We start from the raw sequence: 14,725 nt of genomic DNA, 5'->3' as shown, positions 1-14,725 counted from the left end.
ACCCCATTTTTTAATTTAAGGAAATTCGTTCGTGGTCTCTAGAGGACTGCTCTTCTTCCTCTGCAGTAAAAACTTCCTTCGTCTCCATCACCACTTGGGCAACTTGTGATGGAATATCTTTCATTTCCTCAACCTTTTGGGAAATGAAGGATACATCTTCGGAAATTTTTTCAACAGTGGAACGGACCTTGGATGATGTTTCACGTACTTGTGTAAGCACCCCATTGGGATTCTTCACGAATTCCTTCATATTACTCATGCAGCTTTTGCTGTTTTCCAATACAGAATAACGCGTTTGCTTGTCAAAAAGGCTTATTGCCGCCCCAGCTAACGCCCCAATAAAGACCGCTTGCATAAATTTACTTTTCTTGGCACACTTATATTCTTCTCGAATGTTGCTCATATATTCTCCTCCTCGTCATATATTAGTTGATGGATAATGGTAGCTCTCTCCATTATACAATGTTTAAAAAAGTTTTTTCCTATCTTTTCCCAAACTCTCTCACTTTAAAACGCGAAGATCACCAAGATTATCCGGGGTCAAGCTTCATATCCCACCCGAATACTCATTGACTTCCAGCGGTAATCATGCAAAGATGAAAATAATTTAGGAACGTATGAAAGGATGAAGGAAATGGATTTAACGCAAAACACAGCCGAAAGTGTCGAGTTTATGATCGAGGCAATCAAGGATAAATTAAAAGTGATGAACTTCGGTGCAATCAAATCAACTCATTTTGATATCGAAATGTACGAAGAACTGCACGATATTTATACAATGGTGATGAAAAAAACGAATTTCAGTGTCCGTGAAATGGAAGCGATCGCTGAAGAACTTGGAAGACTGCGTAATAAGTAACATTCAAATCCTCCCATACCGGTGAGGATTTTTTTCATTTTCCAAAAATTTCTGCTACATTTGATATAGAAATTGAAAACGGACAGGAGTTGTAAGCATGGTAGAAAGAAGAACGCCCATCAGCATCGCAGAAGCAGTGGAAAAAGTGATGAAGCATAAATTAACAGGACATGTGGAACTGATTCCCCTAGAGGACAGCCAAGACCGTTTTTTGGCTCAGGATATTGTAGCTACAAATGATGTTCCGCATTTTAACCGCTCCCCATATGATGGATTCGCCCTCAGGTCCAAGGATACTTCTGAAGGTTCCATAAATAACCCTCTCGAGTTCGAAGTGGTGGAAGAGTTGGCTGCGGGTATGGTATCGACTATTCCCGTTCAAAAAAATCAAGCGGCAAGAATCATGACTGGAGCCCAGATGCCAGCTGAGTGTGATGCCGTAATCATGCTTGAACTTACGAAGGAATTCGAAAAGGACGGAAAGAAGTACATATCATTTAAACGCTCACTTAAGGAAGGCGAAAACGTTTCTTTTCAAGGCGAGGATGCTAAGAAAGGCGATGTTCTTGTAAAAAAAGGAACAGCGATCAATCCAGGGATCATCGGCTTGCTGGCAACATTCGGTTATGCGGAAGTGCCAGTTGCCAGGAAGCCTGTCGTCGGATTATTCGCTACGGGATCGGAACTGCTTGATGTTCATGAACCGTTGCAGCCTGGGAAAATCCGAAACAGCAACTCACATGCCATCTCCGCCCAAATTCGGAGGGCCGGGGGGGAAGTCCGTTTTTACGGAAAGCTTAAGGACGAATTCGAATTAAGCTACGAGGCCATTTCAACTGCTTTGGAGGAAGTGGATCTGCTCATTACAACAGGAGGAGTTTCTGTCGGTGATTTTGACCTTCTCCCGGATATTTATCAAAAGATTGGCGCCGATGTCTTATTCAACAAAGTGGCCATGCGCCCCGGCAGCGTGACGACCGTAGCGGTATATAATGACAAATTTTTATTCGGTTTATCCGGCAATCCATCCGCCAGTTATGTCGGCTTTGAACTATTTGCAAGACCGATCATCCGCACGATGCTGTTCTCGGAACATCCGCATTTAAGAAAAGAGACGGCCCAATTGGCAGAGGACTTCTTAAAACCCAATCCTTTCTCACGTCTGCTTCGCACCCGATTATTTTACGAATCTGGCCAGATGAAGGTAATTCCAAGCGGTGTGGATAAATCCAATATTACAACAAGCTTGGCAGGTGCCAATTCACTGACCGTCTTACCTGGGGGGACACGTGGTTTCCAAACGGGAGACTTCGTGGACATCCTGCTCCTCGATGACCAGGAAGGTTCCAAATGGCCTTGGTGAAGCCCTTTATTTTTCAGGTGGTTGGCTACCAAAATAGAGGAAAAACGACCTTCATAACGACTTTAATCAAAAAGCTTCGCGAAGCAAAATTAGAGACAGCCGTTTTAAAACATCATGGACATGGCGGAAAACCAGATGTTACAGGCACGAAGGATTCCAATAAACACTTTCTTGCTGGGGCGGCCGCTTCACTTGTTGAAGGAGATGGAACAATCGAGCTGCTCGGCAATTTCAGGGGGAGCGCCCCTATCACTGAGCTGATTCAATTACTGTGTCTATTTCTCCCTGATGTGATTTTAATTGAAGGGTATAAGCAAGAGGATTTTCCCAAGGTCATTTTAATCAAGGAAGAAAGTGACCTCCCGTTATTGGAACGGCTTACCAATGTCAAGGCAGCGGTGGCTTGGCCCGAATGTCTTGAACGAACCAGGAATCATGCTTCAGTACCTGTCTTCCCTTTGGATTCGGATCAATTCATTACATGGTTTTTAGAACAAATATGAAGGAGTGGGACAATGTTCATTCAATTCCCCATAGAAAAACGCCGTAAAATGATCGAAAGTATCCAAGAATATGTGTATCAGGAACATGGGAAGGAAATCGGTGAAATTGCTGCTGAAAATCACTTGCAGTTCATTTTCGAAAATATCGCTCCCTTTATTTACAATGAAGGGATCAAAGATGCTAAAAAAGTCATGGAGGACAGATTAGGAAATATCGAAGAGGATTTGTATTCATTGGAACGCCCCATTGATTAAAATGAAAAACAGCATCATAATCGATGCTGTTTTTTTATATTCACTGTTCGGTTAGAATAAGCGGACCGTTTTTCGTTATGGCAATCGTATGCTCATATTGAGCCGAGTATTTCCCATCTGCAGTGGATGCCGTCCATCCATTCGGGTTCCGGCTTGCTTTATATGTACCTACGTTTACCATTGGCTCGATGGTGAATACCATTCCTTCCTTAAGACGAGGACCTTTATTCGGCAGTCCATAATGCGGAACCTGAGGCTCTTCATGAATGACATTCCCTATCCCGTGTCCGATGAAATCACGAACGACAGAGAAGCCTTCCGCTTCGACATATGTTTGTATGGCATGACCTATATCTCCAATCCGATTGCCTTCCACACATACTTCAATCGCCTTATATAAAGATTCCTTCGTCACATTCACTAAATGTTCGGTTTCCTTTGAAACCTTACCGACCGTATACGTCCAAGCAGAGTCAGCAAGGGCCCCATTATAATTGACGACCATATCAATCGTTACGATATCTCCGTTTTTCAAAGGGGTCTTACGAGGGAAACCATGACAGATTTCTTCATTTATGCTGGCACATGTCGCATACTCATACCCTTTGTAACCCTTTTGTTCCGGCTTCGCACCATGTTTTTTTAAGAATCCTTCAACAAATTCTTCTATTTCCCATGTTGTCACACCAGGAACAATCAACTTTGCAATCTCCCTATGACAAGCTGCCAAAATTTTACCCGATTCATGCATCGCTTGAATTTCACGTGCAGATTTTAATACGATCAATCGTGACACTTCCTTTTTTATTCGTCTCTCCTTTTATTTTACTGCAAAGATTGAAGTATATGAATCCTTTAAAATGAAAAATCCCGGCAGCTGCCGGGATTTTTCATTATTTCAATAGATTGAGCGATTCCCGGTTAAATGCCGGAAGATCTTCAGGTGTCCTGCTGGTTACAAGCTGGTTGCCGCAAACCACAACCTCTTTGTCCAAATATGTGGCACCTGCATACTCCATATCGACTTTAATGGATGTATACCCTGTTGCGTGGCGTCCTTCAAGTGTTTTGGCCGTAATCAGCAACTGCGGACCATGACAGATCGCAAATACAGGTTTTTTATCATCCATGAACGATTTTGCGAAAGATACGAAGCGTTCGTCAGCACGCAGTTGATCAGGCGAGAACCCACCGGGGATGAATAACGCATCGAAACTTTCCGGTTTCACCGAGTCGATGCTTTCATCAATCTCGACTTCCACCTCCCCTTGTTTCCCTTTAACCGTTTTCCCTTTTACCATTTCAATCGTCGTTACCTTATGGCCGGCTTCTTCAAATGCTTTTGCCGGTTCACTATACTCCGAGTCCTCAAACATATTCGTTACTACACATGCGATTTTTTTACCCATAATCATTCATCTCCTCAATTTTTGATCGAATGAACCTACTTTGCACTTTATTTATGTTCCCTCTGACACTATAAATAAAACACATAATTAATAGTTGACCTTTTGTTTATGAGTAAAATACCGCGAATCAATGTTTAGGGTACTGGCCAACAACGTGTATCGCATTGATGATTCTTTTATTGATCCATTTCCTGTTTTCTTCTGTATTCAAATTTCCAAATATCCTTTTCCGCCCTACTTCCGTGGTTACATAGTAATTAGGCAGGTTATTCAATGATAATGTGATGATGTCATTTTTACATTTCCTGCACGAACAAAATGTTTGGTATTCTATACCTGACATTAAAACCTGCACCCATGTCACAACGATTTCTTCCATCACATTTGTGTATTCTCTTTCCATATATTCTCCTTCAAAAAGAAAAACCCGTCCATTCCTGACAGGTTTTCACTCATTTATCGCTGTCCGTGGAACGATTAGGATTTCAACTCTCCGGTTTTTCGCCCTTCCTTTTTTCGTTTCATTGGAAGCAACCGGCTTGAATTCCCCATGTCCTTTAGCACTGAACATTTCGGGATCCAAATCCTTATTTTCGAGGAGAAGTTTCATAAAATTCACGGATCGCATCACACTCAGGTCCCAGTTGGATTCATACTTGGAATTTTTAATAGGAATATTATCGGTATGTCCGCTTACGATGATGTTTCTGGGTAAGTCCATGACCAGTAACTCCGAGATTTCTTTAGCAATTTTACGGTTTTCACTTCTCACCTCGGCCACACCCGATTCGAACAGCACATTTTCCCTAATTGAAATCAACATGCCTTCATCAGTAAGGTTCGTTCCCAATTTATCCGTCAAATCATTCTTTTCGATATAGGCATTTACGCGCTCCTGAACTTCCGTAAGTTCTTCCTGCTCGTTTTCCCCTAGCTTCTCAAGATCTTCTGCACCTGTTCTTTGTTCTGGTGACGTCGGCTCATTGCTGGGGGAATCACTTGGAAAATCCATAAAACCCGTTCCGCTTGTAAAAACCTGGTTAAATACATTGGACAACTGCTGGAACCTTACTGCATCAACCGAACTTGAAGCGAATAAAACGATAAAAAGCGCAAGAAGCAATGTTAAGATATCGGCATAGGGAACCAGCCATGATTCATCGATATGCTCTTCATGCCTTTGTTTCTTTTTGCGGCTAGCCATCTTCTCTCACATCGCCTTCCAACCACTTTTTACGATCTCCAGCAGGCAAATATGATGTTAATTTCTGTTCAATCGTTCTCGGCGCTTCCCCTTCGATGATCGATAAAATCCCTTCAATCATCATTTCTTTGATTCTGACTTCCTGCTGCGATTTCCGTTTGAGCTTATTGGCAAAAGGATGCCATAACACATACCCCGTGTAAATCCCCATCAAGGTCGCGACGAACGCTGCAGATATGGCATGTCCCAATGCCTCCGTGTCAGCCATATTACCCAATGCAGCAATCAGCCCGATTACCGCACCCAATACGCCAAGCGTCGGAGCGTATGTACCGGCTTGACTGAAAATTGCCGCCGCACTTAGATGACGTTCTTCCATCGCGTCTATTTCCTCTGCTAAAATATCACGAATATAATCGGCACTCTGACCTTCGACTGCTAGGTTCAAGCCATTTTTCAAAAAGGCATTATCCACCTGATCCGAAATGCTTTCCAAGGCCAATAAGCCTTCCTTCCTGGCAATGACCGCCCATTCCGAAAAGGTTTTTATTAAATCTTCCGGCTTTGTCAATTTTTGTTCAAAGAATAAAATCTTGAATACTTTTGGCAGTCTTTTTAATTCCGACAAAGGGAAAGCCGTTACGACAGCAGCTATCGTCCCTACAATGATGATCAAAATAGCCGCCGGATTAATCAGCGCCGTTACACTAACACCTTTCAACACCATTCCGACTAAGATGGCTACAATACCAAGAACTACGCCCAAAACTGATGTTATATCCATAATACTCACCCATTCATTTAAAGTCTCGTCTCCTCCTTATATCGGATGAAGTTTAAAAAAAGTGAGGATTATTTTACTATTCGATTTCAATTTTCATTAAATCATCACAAAATCTACCCACCTTATTGCCTGCATGAGCTTATCAACAGCACAAATATTCCTTCAAGAATGGAACCTCAAGCATGTTCCGTACATGATTTTCTCATAACATCTGGAATATGCGCATTTATTTGTGGTTTTCACGCTTTTATTCGTGAGTTTCACACTTTTACTCGTGGGTTTCGTGCTTTTACTTGTGAGTTTCACACTTTACTCGTAAATTCCGCATATTGCTGACATTTTTTCTCACTCTTCAGTTTTTCCGAAAGAAAAGGACAAAGCCTGTCAGCTTTGTCCCTGTTCTTGTTTCCCGTGGTTTCTTCCGGCCAGCCATTTTATGATGGGGGACAGAAAAAATAAAATGAATAAGATCCTGAATAAATGAAAGCTTGTGACAACGGATAAATCCACATGCACAGACATGGCTGTGACTGCCATTTCGGCGACGCCGCCTGGCGCCATGCTCAAAAAAAGTTCATTCGCCTGTAAAGATAGGGCTGGGGCAAACTGAATGGATAGATAATAGCAAAATCCAATCAATAGGACATTAATGACGAACACGGCTCCGAACATCTTCCTGAAAAGTCGGGGATTATCTACCTTCAGTGTGTAGCCTAAATGTGCGCCGATCAACAATTGCGACAGGTTCAACCAAAAGTCAGGAATCTGCGGGGCACCTGGGCCTGCTAAATTGAATAGTGCTGCTGCCATGAGAGGTCCTAGCAAAAAAGGCAGCGGAAAATTGGCTCTCTTTGTGATGAAAATGAACACTAGCAAGGTTAACAACATCATGATGGCTAATTTCCCATCATATTCAAATAAGAAAAACGGCCGCTCCGTGACGGCCATTACCGCACCTGGTTCAACTGACATTACATGAGTCACAATCCACGGAACAATGGAAATCACCAGGATGACCCGCAGTGTTTGCATAAAGCCTACAACCGTTTCATCACTATCCTTCATTTCCTCACTTAAGACCACCATCTGGGAAAGACCTCCCGGGAAACTGCCAAGCATGGATGTGCCCAAGGATAAGTTCATTCGTTTTCCGATAAACCAGCCAGTCAACACTGTAAATGAAATGATTGCGATTGTCGTAAAAAGCATTACAGGCAGATATTCAATCATCTCATTTAACGATTGTTTCGTGAATGAACTGCCCAATTGTAAACCTAGAATGACCAATCCAGTACTTCTAAAGGTTTTAGACCAATATAAGTACTTCCTTAACTTCACTTTCGCAATCATCACGACGAATAATGGTCCTAGCATCCATGGCAGGTATATGCCAAGGCTATCAAACGCGTAACCACCCAGGAATGCTAGAAAAGCTGTAAAAATGATTCTAAAACTCTTACTCTCGATTAAATTTACACTCACAAAATTACCTTCTTTATCTAAGCGGTTTTTCATCTATATCTTAACATAAAATAAGTTGGTTCAAAGCTGTCATCCACGCTTGTTTCGACTGTAGCAAGGAGCGCAGCATGGAAATATACTAAAAGCAATTGCCTTCTCCAGTGCACTTTTTTATATTTAATCATGTTTTCGCTCCATGAAAAGAAACAGCATGGCACTTCCACCATTTACTAGATTTCCCACCCCCACAAACTCGCAATAAAAGGTAGAATAATATATATAGGGGGTCAAACTCTTATGGAGGGGTGACTAGATGTTATCAAATACAGAAATAGGCATTGACTTAGGAACTGCAAATACGCTAGTTTACAGTAAAAATAAAGGAATCGTATTTAATGAGCCATCTGTGGTGGCCATTGATATAGAGACTAATAAAGTATTGGCAGTCGGTGTTGATGCAAAAAACATGATCGGGAAAACACCTGGAAATATCGTGGCAATCCGTCCGCTTAAGGATGGTGTCATTGCGGATTTTAATGTGACCGCGCAAATGCTTAAGGAAATCATGAAAAAAGCAAGCAAGGCCCTAGGTTTATCGATTCGCAAACCTAGTGTAGTGGTCTGTACACCATCAGGTTCCACTTCAGTTGAGAGAAGGGCCATTCAGGATGCAGTCAAAAGCTGCGGAGCGAAACAGGTCCACCTTATCGAGGAACCAGTAGCAGCAGCAATAGGTGCGGGCCTGCCTGTCGAAGAGCCCGTTGCCAATGTCATCGTTGATATCGGCGGCGGAACGACTGAAGTCGCAATCATTTCTTATGGCGGCGTCGTTTCCTGCAATTCAATCAGAATTGGCGGAGATCAATTGGATGAAGATATCAGCCAATATGTCAGGAAAAAACATAATGTGCTGATTGGGGAAAGAACAGCCGAGGAAATAAAAAAAGAAATCGGCTACGCACTCGTTGAACATTCCGTGATCACCATGGAAGTCAGGGGCCGCGATCTTGTAACGGGGCTACCAAAACCGATTACAATATCATCCACTGACGTCCAGGAAGCCATCCAGGAATCGCTTCTTCATATACTGGAGGCGATAAGGGCCACCTTGGAAGATTGTCCTCCTGAATTGAGCGGGGATATCGTCGATCAAGGAGTCATCCTATCCGGCGGGGGTGCACTTCTCAACGGGGTACAGGAATGGCTGACGAATGAAATCGTCGTCCCTGTCCAACTTGCGGATAACCCGCTTGAATCAGTTGCCATCGGAACCGGGCTTTCACTAGAGGTCATTCACAAATTACAAAAAGCCGTGTACTAGAAATAAATGGCTGTCTTTGAACCGCACCCCAATTGTTAGACAACATTTAACAATTGGGGTGCGGTTTTTTTCCTAAATATACGATAGACCAAAAATCAAATGCAGTTTTAGAGTACTTAGAAGGAAAAAGAACAAGAAAGACATGAGGTTTATCCCCTCTGAAAAGATGGGTCGCTATCTAAAACATGGAATGGAAGGACTTGTTTCATCCTATACAAAATTACACTTGATGCGAGCACCTTGGTTACGTAATTCTAAGGTGATACGCCTATCCCCATAGCGCCGTCCTCCAGCAACCTTTTTTGCGTATCCAATAAAAAGAAAAAAGACCTCAAGTTGAGACTCTTTCATGCTTTGTAAAGGTATATAGGATTCACCCTTATTTTAATCAAGGAAAACTCCCATTTGTTAATCTTCCAATTCTTGAATTCTTAACCTTCAATATCCTTAATCCTAGAAGCTTCGGTATCATTTTCAGGATAAATAAAGCATTTTTTCATGCGAAGAAGTAGCCAAACCAAAACTTTCCTTGTTTAAAAAATGACAAATCTTCAGGTAAATTTGGCATATCCCACTCATAAAGCGATTTTGTAATCAATCTTATAATTTTCTTTTCTTTGCATTCTCGTCAGCGTGAAAATAATAAACATTTGCTGTTTGATCATCACCAAGAGTGGTACTAGCCCATGTTGACTCGCATCTCAATTCTATTAATGATGCTTTTAACTTATTTATTATTTCTTCTAACCCTTGTATCGAACCCATATCTTTTCTAACAACTAGATGAAATTCATCACACACATCAAAGCATCAATCAAGCAGTCCTAAATATACTTGATTTTTTGGATTACTTTCATTTTCAATCCTTGCACAGTTTCTTCATTTTCCTTTGCGGCAATTATGCTTGCAATTGGAGTTCCATGACCATAGATATCTTTTGTATAATTATTTTTTTAATTACGTCATATTTAGTAACAATTTGTCCATTTAATGCAGGTTGCTGATTATTAATAAGGCTGTCTAAAATTGCGACTTTTTTAGGCTTATCATAAATACTGATATTAGACACATAGCCCAGATTTCTAACACTCGACATCATTAAATTTCACCTTAATTTCTTTACTACTAAAATCGTATGCTGATAAATAACATAGTGATTATGTAAAAGATTGTTTTTTCATGGTTATACCCCAACTCGATAAACTTGAATTATCTGCGTTACAACCACTTCCTTTAATACACCTGTTGTTCATTAACTTGCAATTATTATTCACCATGAACTTAAAATAAAATTAAATATTCAAACATCATTTCACCATTTATTTCTTTATACTATTATTCTTTTCTGAAACAGAACATTTCAAAATTGAGACGTAAATTGTGAATATTTACGATACTATAGTACTTGTTAACAAATAGGTAATATGTGGTCACATCTAAAAAAAACGGAAAGGGTGTAATTATTGAAAACTAAATTATTTTCAGTTTCAGTAATATGTTTATTATCAATTATAATAGCAATGCCCTCTTTTGCTTTTGCAGCAACTAACGCTTATAGCTTTACAATGAATCTTCGTATAGTTGATGGAAGTAAAAACGGTCAATATTTTAAATTAAATAAAGGAACTGCAAAATTAAGTGGTACACATTATCAATATAGCTCTGACCCTAGCCCTGTTGGTCCTAACCCCATAACTTATCAATTATGGAATAAGACCTCAGGTAACAGTTTTGGTACAATAAAAGCTACACCTAATAAAAATGGTACTTCTTCTAGTGTGTCAGGTAGCTATTCAGGTCTAGGTGGGGGTACTAAGTATTATTTGCAAATTTTTAGAGTTGATGACGGTAGAAATATAAAAGGTTCAGGAAAAATATCAAATTAAACAACTGGAAAGAGCTTATAATTCTTTATAAGTTCTTTCTTTATTAAGAAAATATTTTTACGATAGGAGTCTCTAAAATGGTTTATCATTTCAGCGGTTGGATTCTTTACAGTTTTATAATTTTATATATCATTTTGGCACTAATACTAAAATTAAGTTTCAAAAAAAGTTATACCTATCTTTTATTCTATACAATTATGTATGTTTATTTATGTAATGTTATAAACCTCACTCAATTTCCCATTTATGTAGATGATGATCAAAGAGAAGCATTTGGGGGGCAAAATGTTTGGAGAGAAATGAATTTAACCCCATTTAAATATGAATTTACCAAATTGAGCTTTTTTAATATTTTAATGACTGTCCCACTAGGCTTTGGATTACCCTTCTTATTTAAAGCCTCATTTAAGAAAATTTTAATAGCTGGTGTATTAACTGGAATAATTATCGAATCAGGTCAACTACTAACAGCTTTATATGCAGGATATACTTTTAGATTTGTTGATATTGATGATGTAATCTTTAATATATCAGGGACATTATTAGGATACTTCATTTTATTTAAGTTATTTAGATTAACGTTTCATATCCTTGTGAGAAAGTGGCATATAAAGTTTAATTCCATAGTTAAACATATCAATAATACATAATAACGATTTATCCTGTGAAAAACTCCATTTCAAATCATTATCCGACTACACAGACACGGGTATGATGAAGCATCATCAGCGGGTCTCTATTTGGCATGAGAATTCAAGGAGCAACAGCCATTTTCGCAGTCAACCTCAAACGAATTTTCACGAAAATCAAAGCAGAAAAGTAACTAAATATGAAAGAAATAGATCACTTCCTGTTCATTATCGTACAGGAAGTGATCTATTTTTGTTGAAAAAAAACAATAACTCATTCAAAACCGTTAGTTTTTCAGCAGCCTCGCTGAAAGCCGATGCGGCTCCCGTACCGCCTCTGGAAAGCCTTAGTGCCTCTCGTTACATACACGCCCACATTGTACAAGCCATAAAAAAATGTAGACAAACCCCTTTTTGCTTTTAAAAGAAACTGATATATATATTTTCACTTAATTGTGTAGAGAATAAGAAAAAGCTTTTTTCGGTTCAACAGTACTTTGCTTTTTGGAGAAGCCTTAAAGGACTTAACGCATGCAATGTTACATAACTTGTGTTATAATGTAATTATGTTACATTGGTAAGAGGAGAAGATCTATGGAATATGTAGAAGCCTTTAAGGATATCAATCAAATCAGCAAAATAAAAACATACTTACGCGCTCACTCCAGTCGGGATTATTTATTGTTTGTACTCGGCATCAATACAGGTATGAAGATAAATGAAATGCTCGAAATCACCGTCGCCAGCGTTCTGGATGAAACGGGCAAAATCAAGGAGTTCTATGAGCAACGGACTGAAAGTGACGAAGTCAACCAAATTTATTTGAACCTGAAAGTCCGTACCGCCTTACAAGAATACCTTAAAGGCTCGAAGGTTATCGAAGGTCAGTTTTTATTTCTTTCCCCTAAAACAAAAAAGCCGATTACACGTCAACAGGCGCACCGAATCATCCATGATGCTGTGGAAGGTGCAGGGCTGACAGGCAAATTCGGAGCAAGTTCGATGCGTAAGACTTTTGGCTACCATGCCTATAAACAAGGAGTGTCACTGGCCTTGATACAGAAGCATTACCATCATTCCAGTCCATCGGAGACATTAAAATACATCGGTATATCCAAGGAGAAGAAATTCAAGACGAATATTGACGTTAACTTATAAACATTCTCCTATCTTCTATTAACTCTAACCAACATTTTAAGGAGGAATTCCAGTGAAAATTAGAGAAAGTGAACTTCCTGGTATTGGTCAAAAATTCGAAATCATAACGAGAAATGATGAAAAGTTAGTAATCGTCATTCACGATGATGGCCGTCGGGAATTATACCATTTTGATAATGAACATGAGGACGTCATATCGAGCATCACCCTTAATGATCAGGAATCCCGGCAACTGGCTTCCATCATAGGCGGCATGGTCTATAAACCACAAGCACTTGAAACAATTGAAATGTCATTGGGTGACTTGGTGATCGAATGGTTCAAAGTCGAACCCGGTTCAAAGGCCATCAATCAAACGATTGGTTCGATTGATATCAGGAGCAATTATAACGTGACCGTCATCGCCCATTCTAAAAAAGGCAAAAAACAACTGAATAATCCTGGTCCAGACTCCATCATCGAAACAGGCGACACCCTTGTAATATCCGGTGAAAGAAAAGATATCCGTAACCTGATAAGAGAATTATTGACCGACGAAAGGAGTGACTAAGCTCATATGGATCATTTAGTCTTTGAAGTGGGAACTGCCCTACTTCTAGTGGCATTAGCCGCTCTCGTTGCAGGTAAATTCAAAATATCAAATGTTCCGCTATTAATTATCATCGGGATGCTCGTTGGCCCCCATGCCCCGCACTTCGGATTAATTGACCTGCGTTTCATTGAAAGTGATGAAATCATAGCATTCCTCGGTCGTGTCGGTATTTTATTCCTTCTGTTTTACCTTGGGCTTGAATTTTCCGTCAAAAAGCTTATGAAGTCAGGGAAAAATATCGTGACAGGCGGAACCTATTACATTTTAATCAACGTGGGAATGGCCTTGCTGTATGGTTTCCTGCTAGGTCTTCCATTAAAAGAGGTCCTGATATTAACCGGGATCATCAGTTTTTCTTCAAGTGCCATCGTGGCAAAGGTACTTGTGGACCTTAAAAGGACCGGTAACAATGAAACGGAGCTAATCCTTGGCATCATCATGTTTGAAGATATCTTCCTCGCTGTTTATTTATCAGTCGTATCCGGATTGGTATTAAGCTCTTCTGGTTCCGTTTGGGGAACATTACTTTCTACATTTATCGCGATTGGGTATATGCTGATATTTTTCGTTATCGCCCGGAAAGCATCTGGGGTCCTTAACAAATTATTCAATATAACCTCCGATGAGATTTTTATCATCGTCGTGTTCGCATTACTATTCTTCATCGCCGGTTTCTCGGAAACGATTCATGTTGCAGAAGCCATTGGTGCATTACTGCTCGGCCTGGTCTTTTCTGAAACAGAGCATAGCGACAGGATTGAGAAACTTGTCATTCCCTTCAGAGACTTCTTCGGGGCCATATTTTTCTTCAGCTTTGGCTTGAGTATCGATCCGACGACCCTTGGCGGAGCTGTCTGGATGGTTCTTGGTGCCGTCATCATCACCATAATCGGTAACTTTGCAGCTGGTATGATTGCCGGACGCAAATCCGGTTTATCTCACAGAGCTTCCGCAAACATCGGTTTAACGATCGTTTCACGCGGCGAATTCTCCATCATTTTAGCCAACTTAGGCATTGCAGGAGGTTTAATGCCTATACTAACCCCGTTTGCGGCACTTTATGTTTTAACCTTAGCGATTCTTGGGCCGATCCTTACAAAAGAATCCAAACACATCTATAATATCCTAAATAAAGTATTCAAATGGACCCCTCCGAAGGTTCAAAAGAAACAGGAAAAAGAAGTCCAATAGAAGAAAAAGGCCAGAGAAATTGCTTACTGGCCTTTTTTCTGTTTACCTTTTATAACTCACTAACATGATAATACTTGTTAGAAAACGGGCATAAAATCATACTTAGTAGT

18 protein-coding genes are annotated in these 14,725 nt (G+C 40.2%); 10 read left to right on the top strand and 8 right to left on the bottom strand.

Annotated features, from left to right (window positions below):
• Positions 1–10 precede the first annotated feature (10 nt).
• A complete protein-coding gene (locus tag AC1DIV_RS11195) occupies positions 11–403 on the bottom strand; it encodes a hypothetical protein (protein ID WP_063595231.1) in 393 nt (130 codons plus the stop codon).
• A 231-nt stretch (positions 404–634) separates the two neighbouring features.
• Here AC1DIV_RS11195 and AC1DIV_RS11190 point away from each other — a divergent pair, with 231 nt between their 5' ends.
• The 4 genes from AC1DIV_RS11190 to AC1DIV_RS11175 all read left to right on the top strand — a co-directional run bounded on the left by AC1DIV_RS11190 (position 635) and on the right by AC1DIV_RS11175 (position 2,980).
• Positions 635–859 (top strand): DUF1128 domain-containing protein, encoded by a 225-nt coding sequence (locus AC1DIV_RS11190; protein WP_034305672.1) that lies wholly within the window; start codon positions 635–637, stop codon positions 857–859.
• A 97-nt stretch (positions 860–956) separates the two neighbouring features.
• Positions 957–2,222 carry a molybdopterin molybdotransferase MoeA gene (locus AC1DIV_RS11185; RefSeq protein ID WP_336863768.1) on the top strand — a complete coding sequence of 422 codons (1,266 nt, stop codon included), beginning with the start codon at positions 957–959 and terminating at the stop codon, positions 2,220–2,222.
• The gene (gene mobB / locus AC1DIV_RS11180; protein WP_063595233.1) at positions 2,210–2,725 is read left to right on the top strand and encodes a molybdopterin-guanine dinucleotide biosynthesis protein B; all 516 of its coding nucleotides are present in this window, start codon (positions 2,210–2,212) and stop codon (positions 2,723–2,725) included. The genes AC1DIV_RS11185 and mobB overlap by 13 nt, the downstream gene beginning before the upstream one ends.
• A gap of 12 nt (positions 2,726–2,737) precedes the next feature.
• Positions 2,738–2,980: a DUF2164 domain-containing protein gene (locus AC1DIV_RS11175; protein ID WP_034305676.1), complete on the top strand. Its 243-nt coding sequence runs from the start codon at positions 2,738–2,740 to the stop codon at positions 2,978–2,980.
• A gap of 40 nt (positions 2,981–3,020) precedes the next feature.
• Here the strand turns inward: AC1DIV_RS11175 and map are convergent, their stop codons facing one another.
• From map to AC1DIV_RS11145, 6 genes are all read right to left on the bottom strand, one after another.
• The gene (gene map, locus AC1DIV_RS11170; RefSeq protein ID WP_034305678.1) at positions 3,021–3,767 is read right to left on the bottom strand and encodes a type I methionyl aminopeptidase; all 747 of its coding nucleotides are present in this window, start codon (positions 3,765–3,767) and stop codon (positions 3,021–3,023) included.
• 106 nt (positions 3,768–3,873) lie between these two features.
• Entirely contained in the window at positions 3,874–4,389 is a 516-nt protein-coding gene (locus AC1DIV_RS11165) for a type 1 glutamine amidotransferase domain-containing protein (protein WP_034305681.1), read from the bottom strand.
• Between the two features lie 127 nt (positions 4,390–4,516).
• Positions 4,517–4,792: a late competence development ComFB family protein gene (locus AC1DIV_RS11160; RefSeq protein WP_072272367.1), complete on the bottom strand. Its 276-nt coding sequence runs from the start codon at positions 4,790–4,792 to the stop codon at positions 4,517–4,519.
• A 45-nt stretch (positions 4,793–4,837) separates the two neighbouring features.
• Positions 4,838–5,593: a flagellar motor protein MotB gene (gene motB / locus AC1DIV_RS11155; RefSeq protein ID WP_340874244.1), complete on the bottom strand. Its 756-nt coding sequence runs from the start codon at positions 5,591–5,593 to the stop codon at positions 4,838–4,840.
• Positions 5,586–6,377 carry a flagellar motor stator protein MotA gene (gene motA / locus AC1DIV_RS11150; RefSeq protein WP_063595237.1) on the bottom strand — a complete coding sequence of 264 codons (792 nt, stop codon included), beginning with the start codon at positions 6,375–6,377 and terminating at the stop codon, positions 5,586–5,588. The genes motB and motA overlap by 8 nt, the downstream gene beginning before the upstream one ends.
• A gap of 384 nt (positions 6,378–6,761) precedes the next feature.
• Positions 6,762–7,859 carry an AbrB family transcriptional regulator gene (locus AC1DIV_RS11145; RefSeq protein WP_336863761.1) on the bottom strand — a complete coding sequence of 366 codons (1,098 nt, stop codon included), beginning with the start codon at positions 7,857–7,859 and terminating at the stop codon, positions 6,762–6,764.
• A gap of 292 nt (positions 7,860–8,151) precedes the next feature.
• Here AC1DIV_RS11145 and mreBH point away from each other — a divergent pair, with 292 nt between their 5' ends.
• On the top strand, positions 8,152–9,159 hold the full coding sequence (gene mreBH / locus AC1DIV_RS11140; RefSeq protein ID WP_034305687.1) for a rod-share determining protein MreBH: 1,008 nt from the start codon (positions 8,152–8,154) through the stop codon (positions 9,157–9,159).
• Positions 9,160–10,057: 898 nt separating this feature from the next.
• Here the strand turns inward: mreBH and AC1DIV_RS11135 are convergent.
• The gene (locus tag AC1DIV_RS11135) at positions 10,058–10,258 is read right to left on the bottom strand and encodes a hypothetical protein (RefSeq protein WP_477576412.1); all 201 of its coding nucleotides are present in this window, start codon (positions 10,256–10,258) and stop codon (positions 10,058–10,060) included.
• Positions 10,259–10,622: 364 nt separating this feature from the next.
• Here AC1DIV_RS11135 and AC1DIV_RS11130 point away from each other — a divergent pair, with 364 nt between their 5' ends.
• The 5 genes from AC1DIV_RS11130 to AC1DIV_RS11110 all read left to right on the top strand — a co-directional run bounded on the left by AC1DIV_RS11130 (position 10,623) and on the right by AC1DIV_RS11110 (position 14,615).
• Complete coding sequence (locus tag AC1DIV_RS11130; protein ID WP_477576410.1) at positions 10,623–11,045, top strand: hypothetical protein; 423 nt, start codon at positions 10,623–10,625, stop codon at positions 11,043–11,045.
• A gap of 77 nt (positions 11,046–11,122) precedes the next feature.
• Complete coding sequence (locus AC1DIV_RS11125; protein WP_477576408.1) at positions 11,123–11,695, top strand: VanZ family protein; 573 nt, start codon at positions 11,123–11,125, stop codon at positions 11,693–11,695.
• 573 nt (positions 11,696–12,268) lie between these two features.
• Positions 12,269–12,832 carry a tyrosine-type recombinase/integrase gene (locus AC1DIV_RS11120; RefSeq protein ID WP_048685101.1) on the top strand — a complete coding sequence of 188 codons (564 nt, stop codon included), beginning with the start codon at positions 12,269–12,271 and terminating at the stop codon, positions 12,830–12,832.
• 52 nt (positions 12,833–12,884) lie between these two features.
• Positions 12,885–13,382, top strand: coding sequence for a cation:proton antiporter regulatory subunit (locus tag AC1DIV_RS11115; protein WP_034305691.1), 498 nt, complete (start codon positions 12,885–12,887; stop codon positions 13,380–13,382).
• A gap of 6 nt (positions 13,383–13,388) precedes the next feature.
• The gene (locus AC1DIV_RS11110) at positions 13,389–14,615 is read left to right on the top strand and encodes a cation:proton antiporter (RefSeq protein WP_063577434.1); all 1,227 of its coding nucleotides are present in this window, start codon (positions 13,389–13,391) and stop codon (positions 14,613–14,615) included.
• Positions 14,616–14,725: the final 110 nt, after the last annotated feature.

It is taken from the genome of Peribacillus sp. 05N428 (genome assembly GCF_056397085.1).
Note: the sequence above shows the minus strand (reverse complement) of the source record. Positions and strands in the feature narration are given on the sequence as shown.

Coding starts and splice junctions, on each gene's coding strand:
- AC1DIV_RS11195 (WP_063595231.1), bottom strand. CDS start 403: ATGAGCAACATTCGAGAAGAATATAAGTGTGCCAAGAAAAGTAAATTT.
- AC1DIV_RS11190 (WP_034305672.1), top strand. CDS start 635: ATGGATTTAACGCAAAACACAGCCGAAAGTGTCGAGTTTATGATCGAG.
- AC1DIV_RS11185 (WP_336863768.1), top strand. CDS start 957: ATGGTAGAAAGAAGAACGCCCATCAGCATCGCAGAAGCAGTGGAAAAA.
- mobB (WP_063595233.1), top strand. CDS start 2,210: ATGGCCTTGGTGAAGCCCTTTATTTTTCAGGTGGTTGGCTACCAAAAT.
- AC1DIV_RS11175 (WP_034305676.1), top strand. CDS start 2,738: ATGTTCATTCAATTCCCCATAGAAAAACGCCGTAAAATGATCGAAAGT.
- AC1DIV_RS11165 (WP_034305681.1), bottom strand. CDS start 4,389: ATGGGTAAAAAAATCGCATGTGTAGTAACGAATATGTTTGAGGACTCG.
- AC1DIV_RS11160 (WP_072272367.1), bottom strand. CDS start 4,792: ATGGAAAGAGAATACACAAATGTGATGGAAGAAATCGTTGTGACATGG.
- motB (WP_340874244.1), bottom strand. CDS start 5,593: ATGGCTAGCCGCAAAAAGAAACAAAGGCATGAAGAGCATATCGATGAA.
- motA (WP_063595237.1), bottom strand. CDS start 6,377: ATGGATATAACATCAGTTTTGGGCGTAGTTCTTGGTATTGTAGCCATC.
- mreBH (WP_034305687.1), top strand. CDS start 8,152: ATGTTATCAAATACAGAAATAGGCATTGACTTAGGAACTGCAAATACG.
- AC1DIV_RS11135 (WP_477576412.1), bottom strand. CDS start 10,258: ATGATGTCGAGTGTTAGAAATCTGGGCTATGTGTCTAATATCAGTATT.
- AC1DIV_RS11125 (WP_477576408.1), top strand. CDS start 11,123: ATGGTTTATCATTTCAGCGGTTGGATTCTTTACAGTTTTATAATTTTA.
- AC1DIV_RS11120 (WP_048685101.1), top strand. CDS start 12,269: ATGGAATATGTAGAAGCCTTTAAGGATATCAATCAAATCAGCAAAATA.
- AC1DIV_RS11110 (WP_063577434.1), top strand. CDS start 13,389: ATGGATCATTTAGTCTTTGAAGTGGGAACTGCCCTACTTCTAGTGGCA.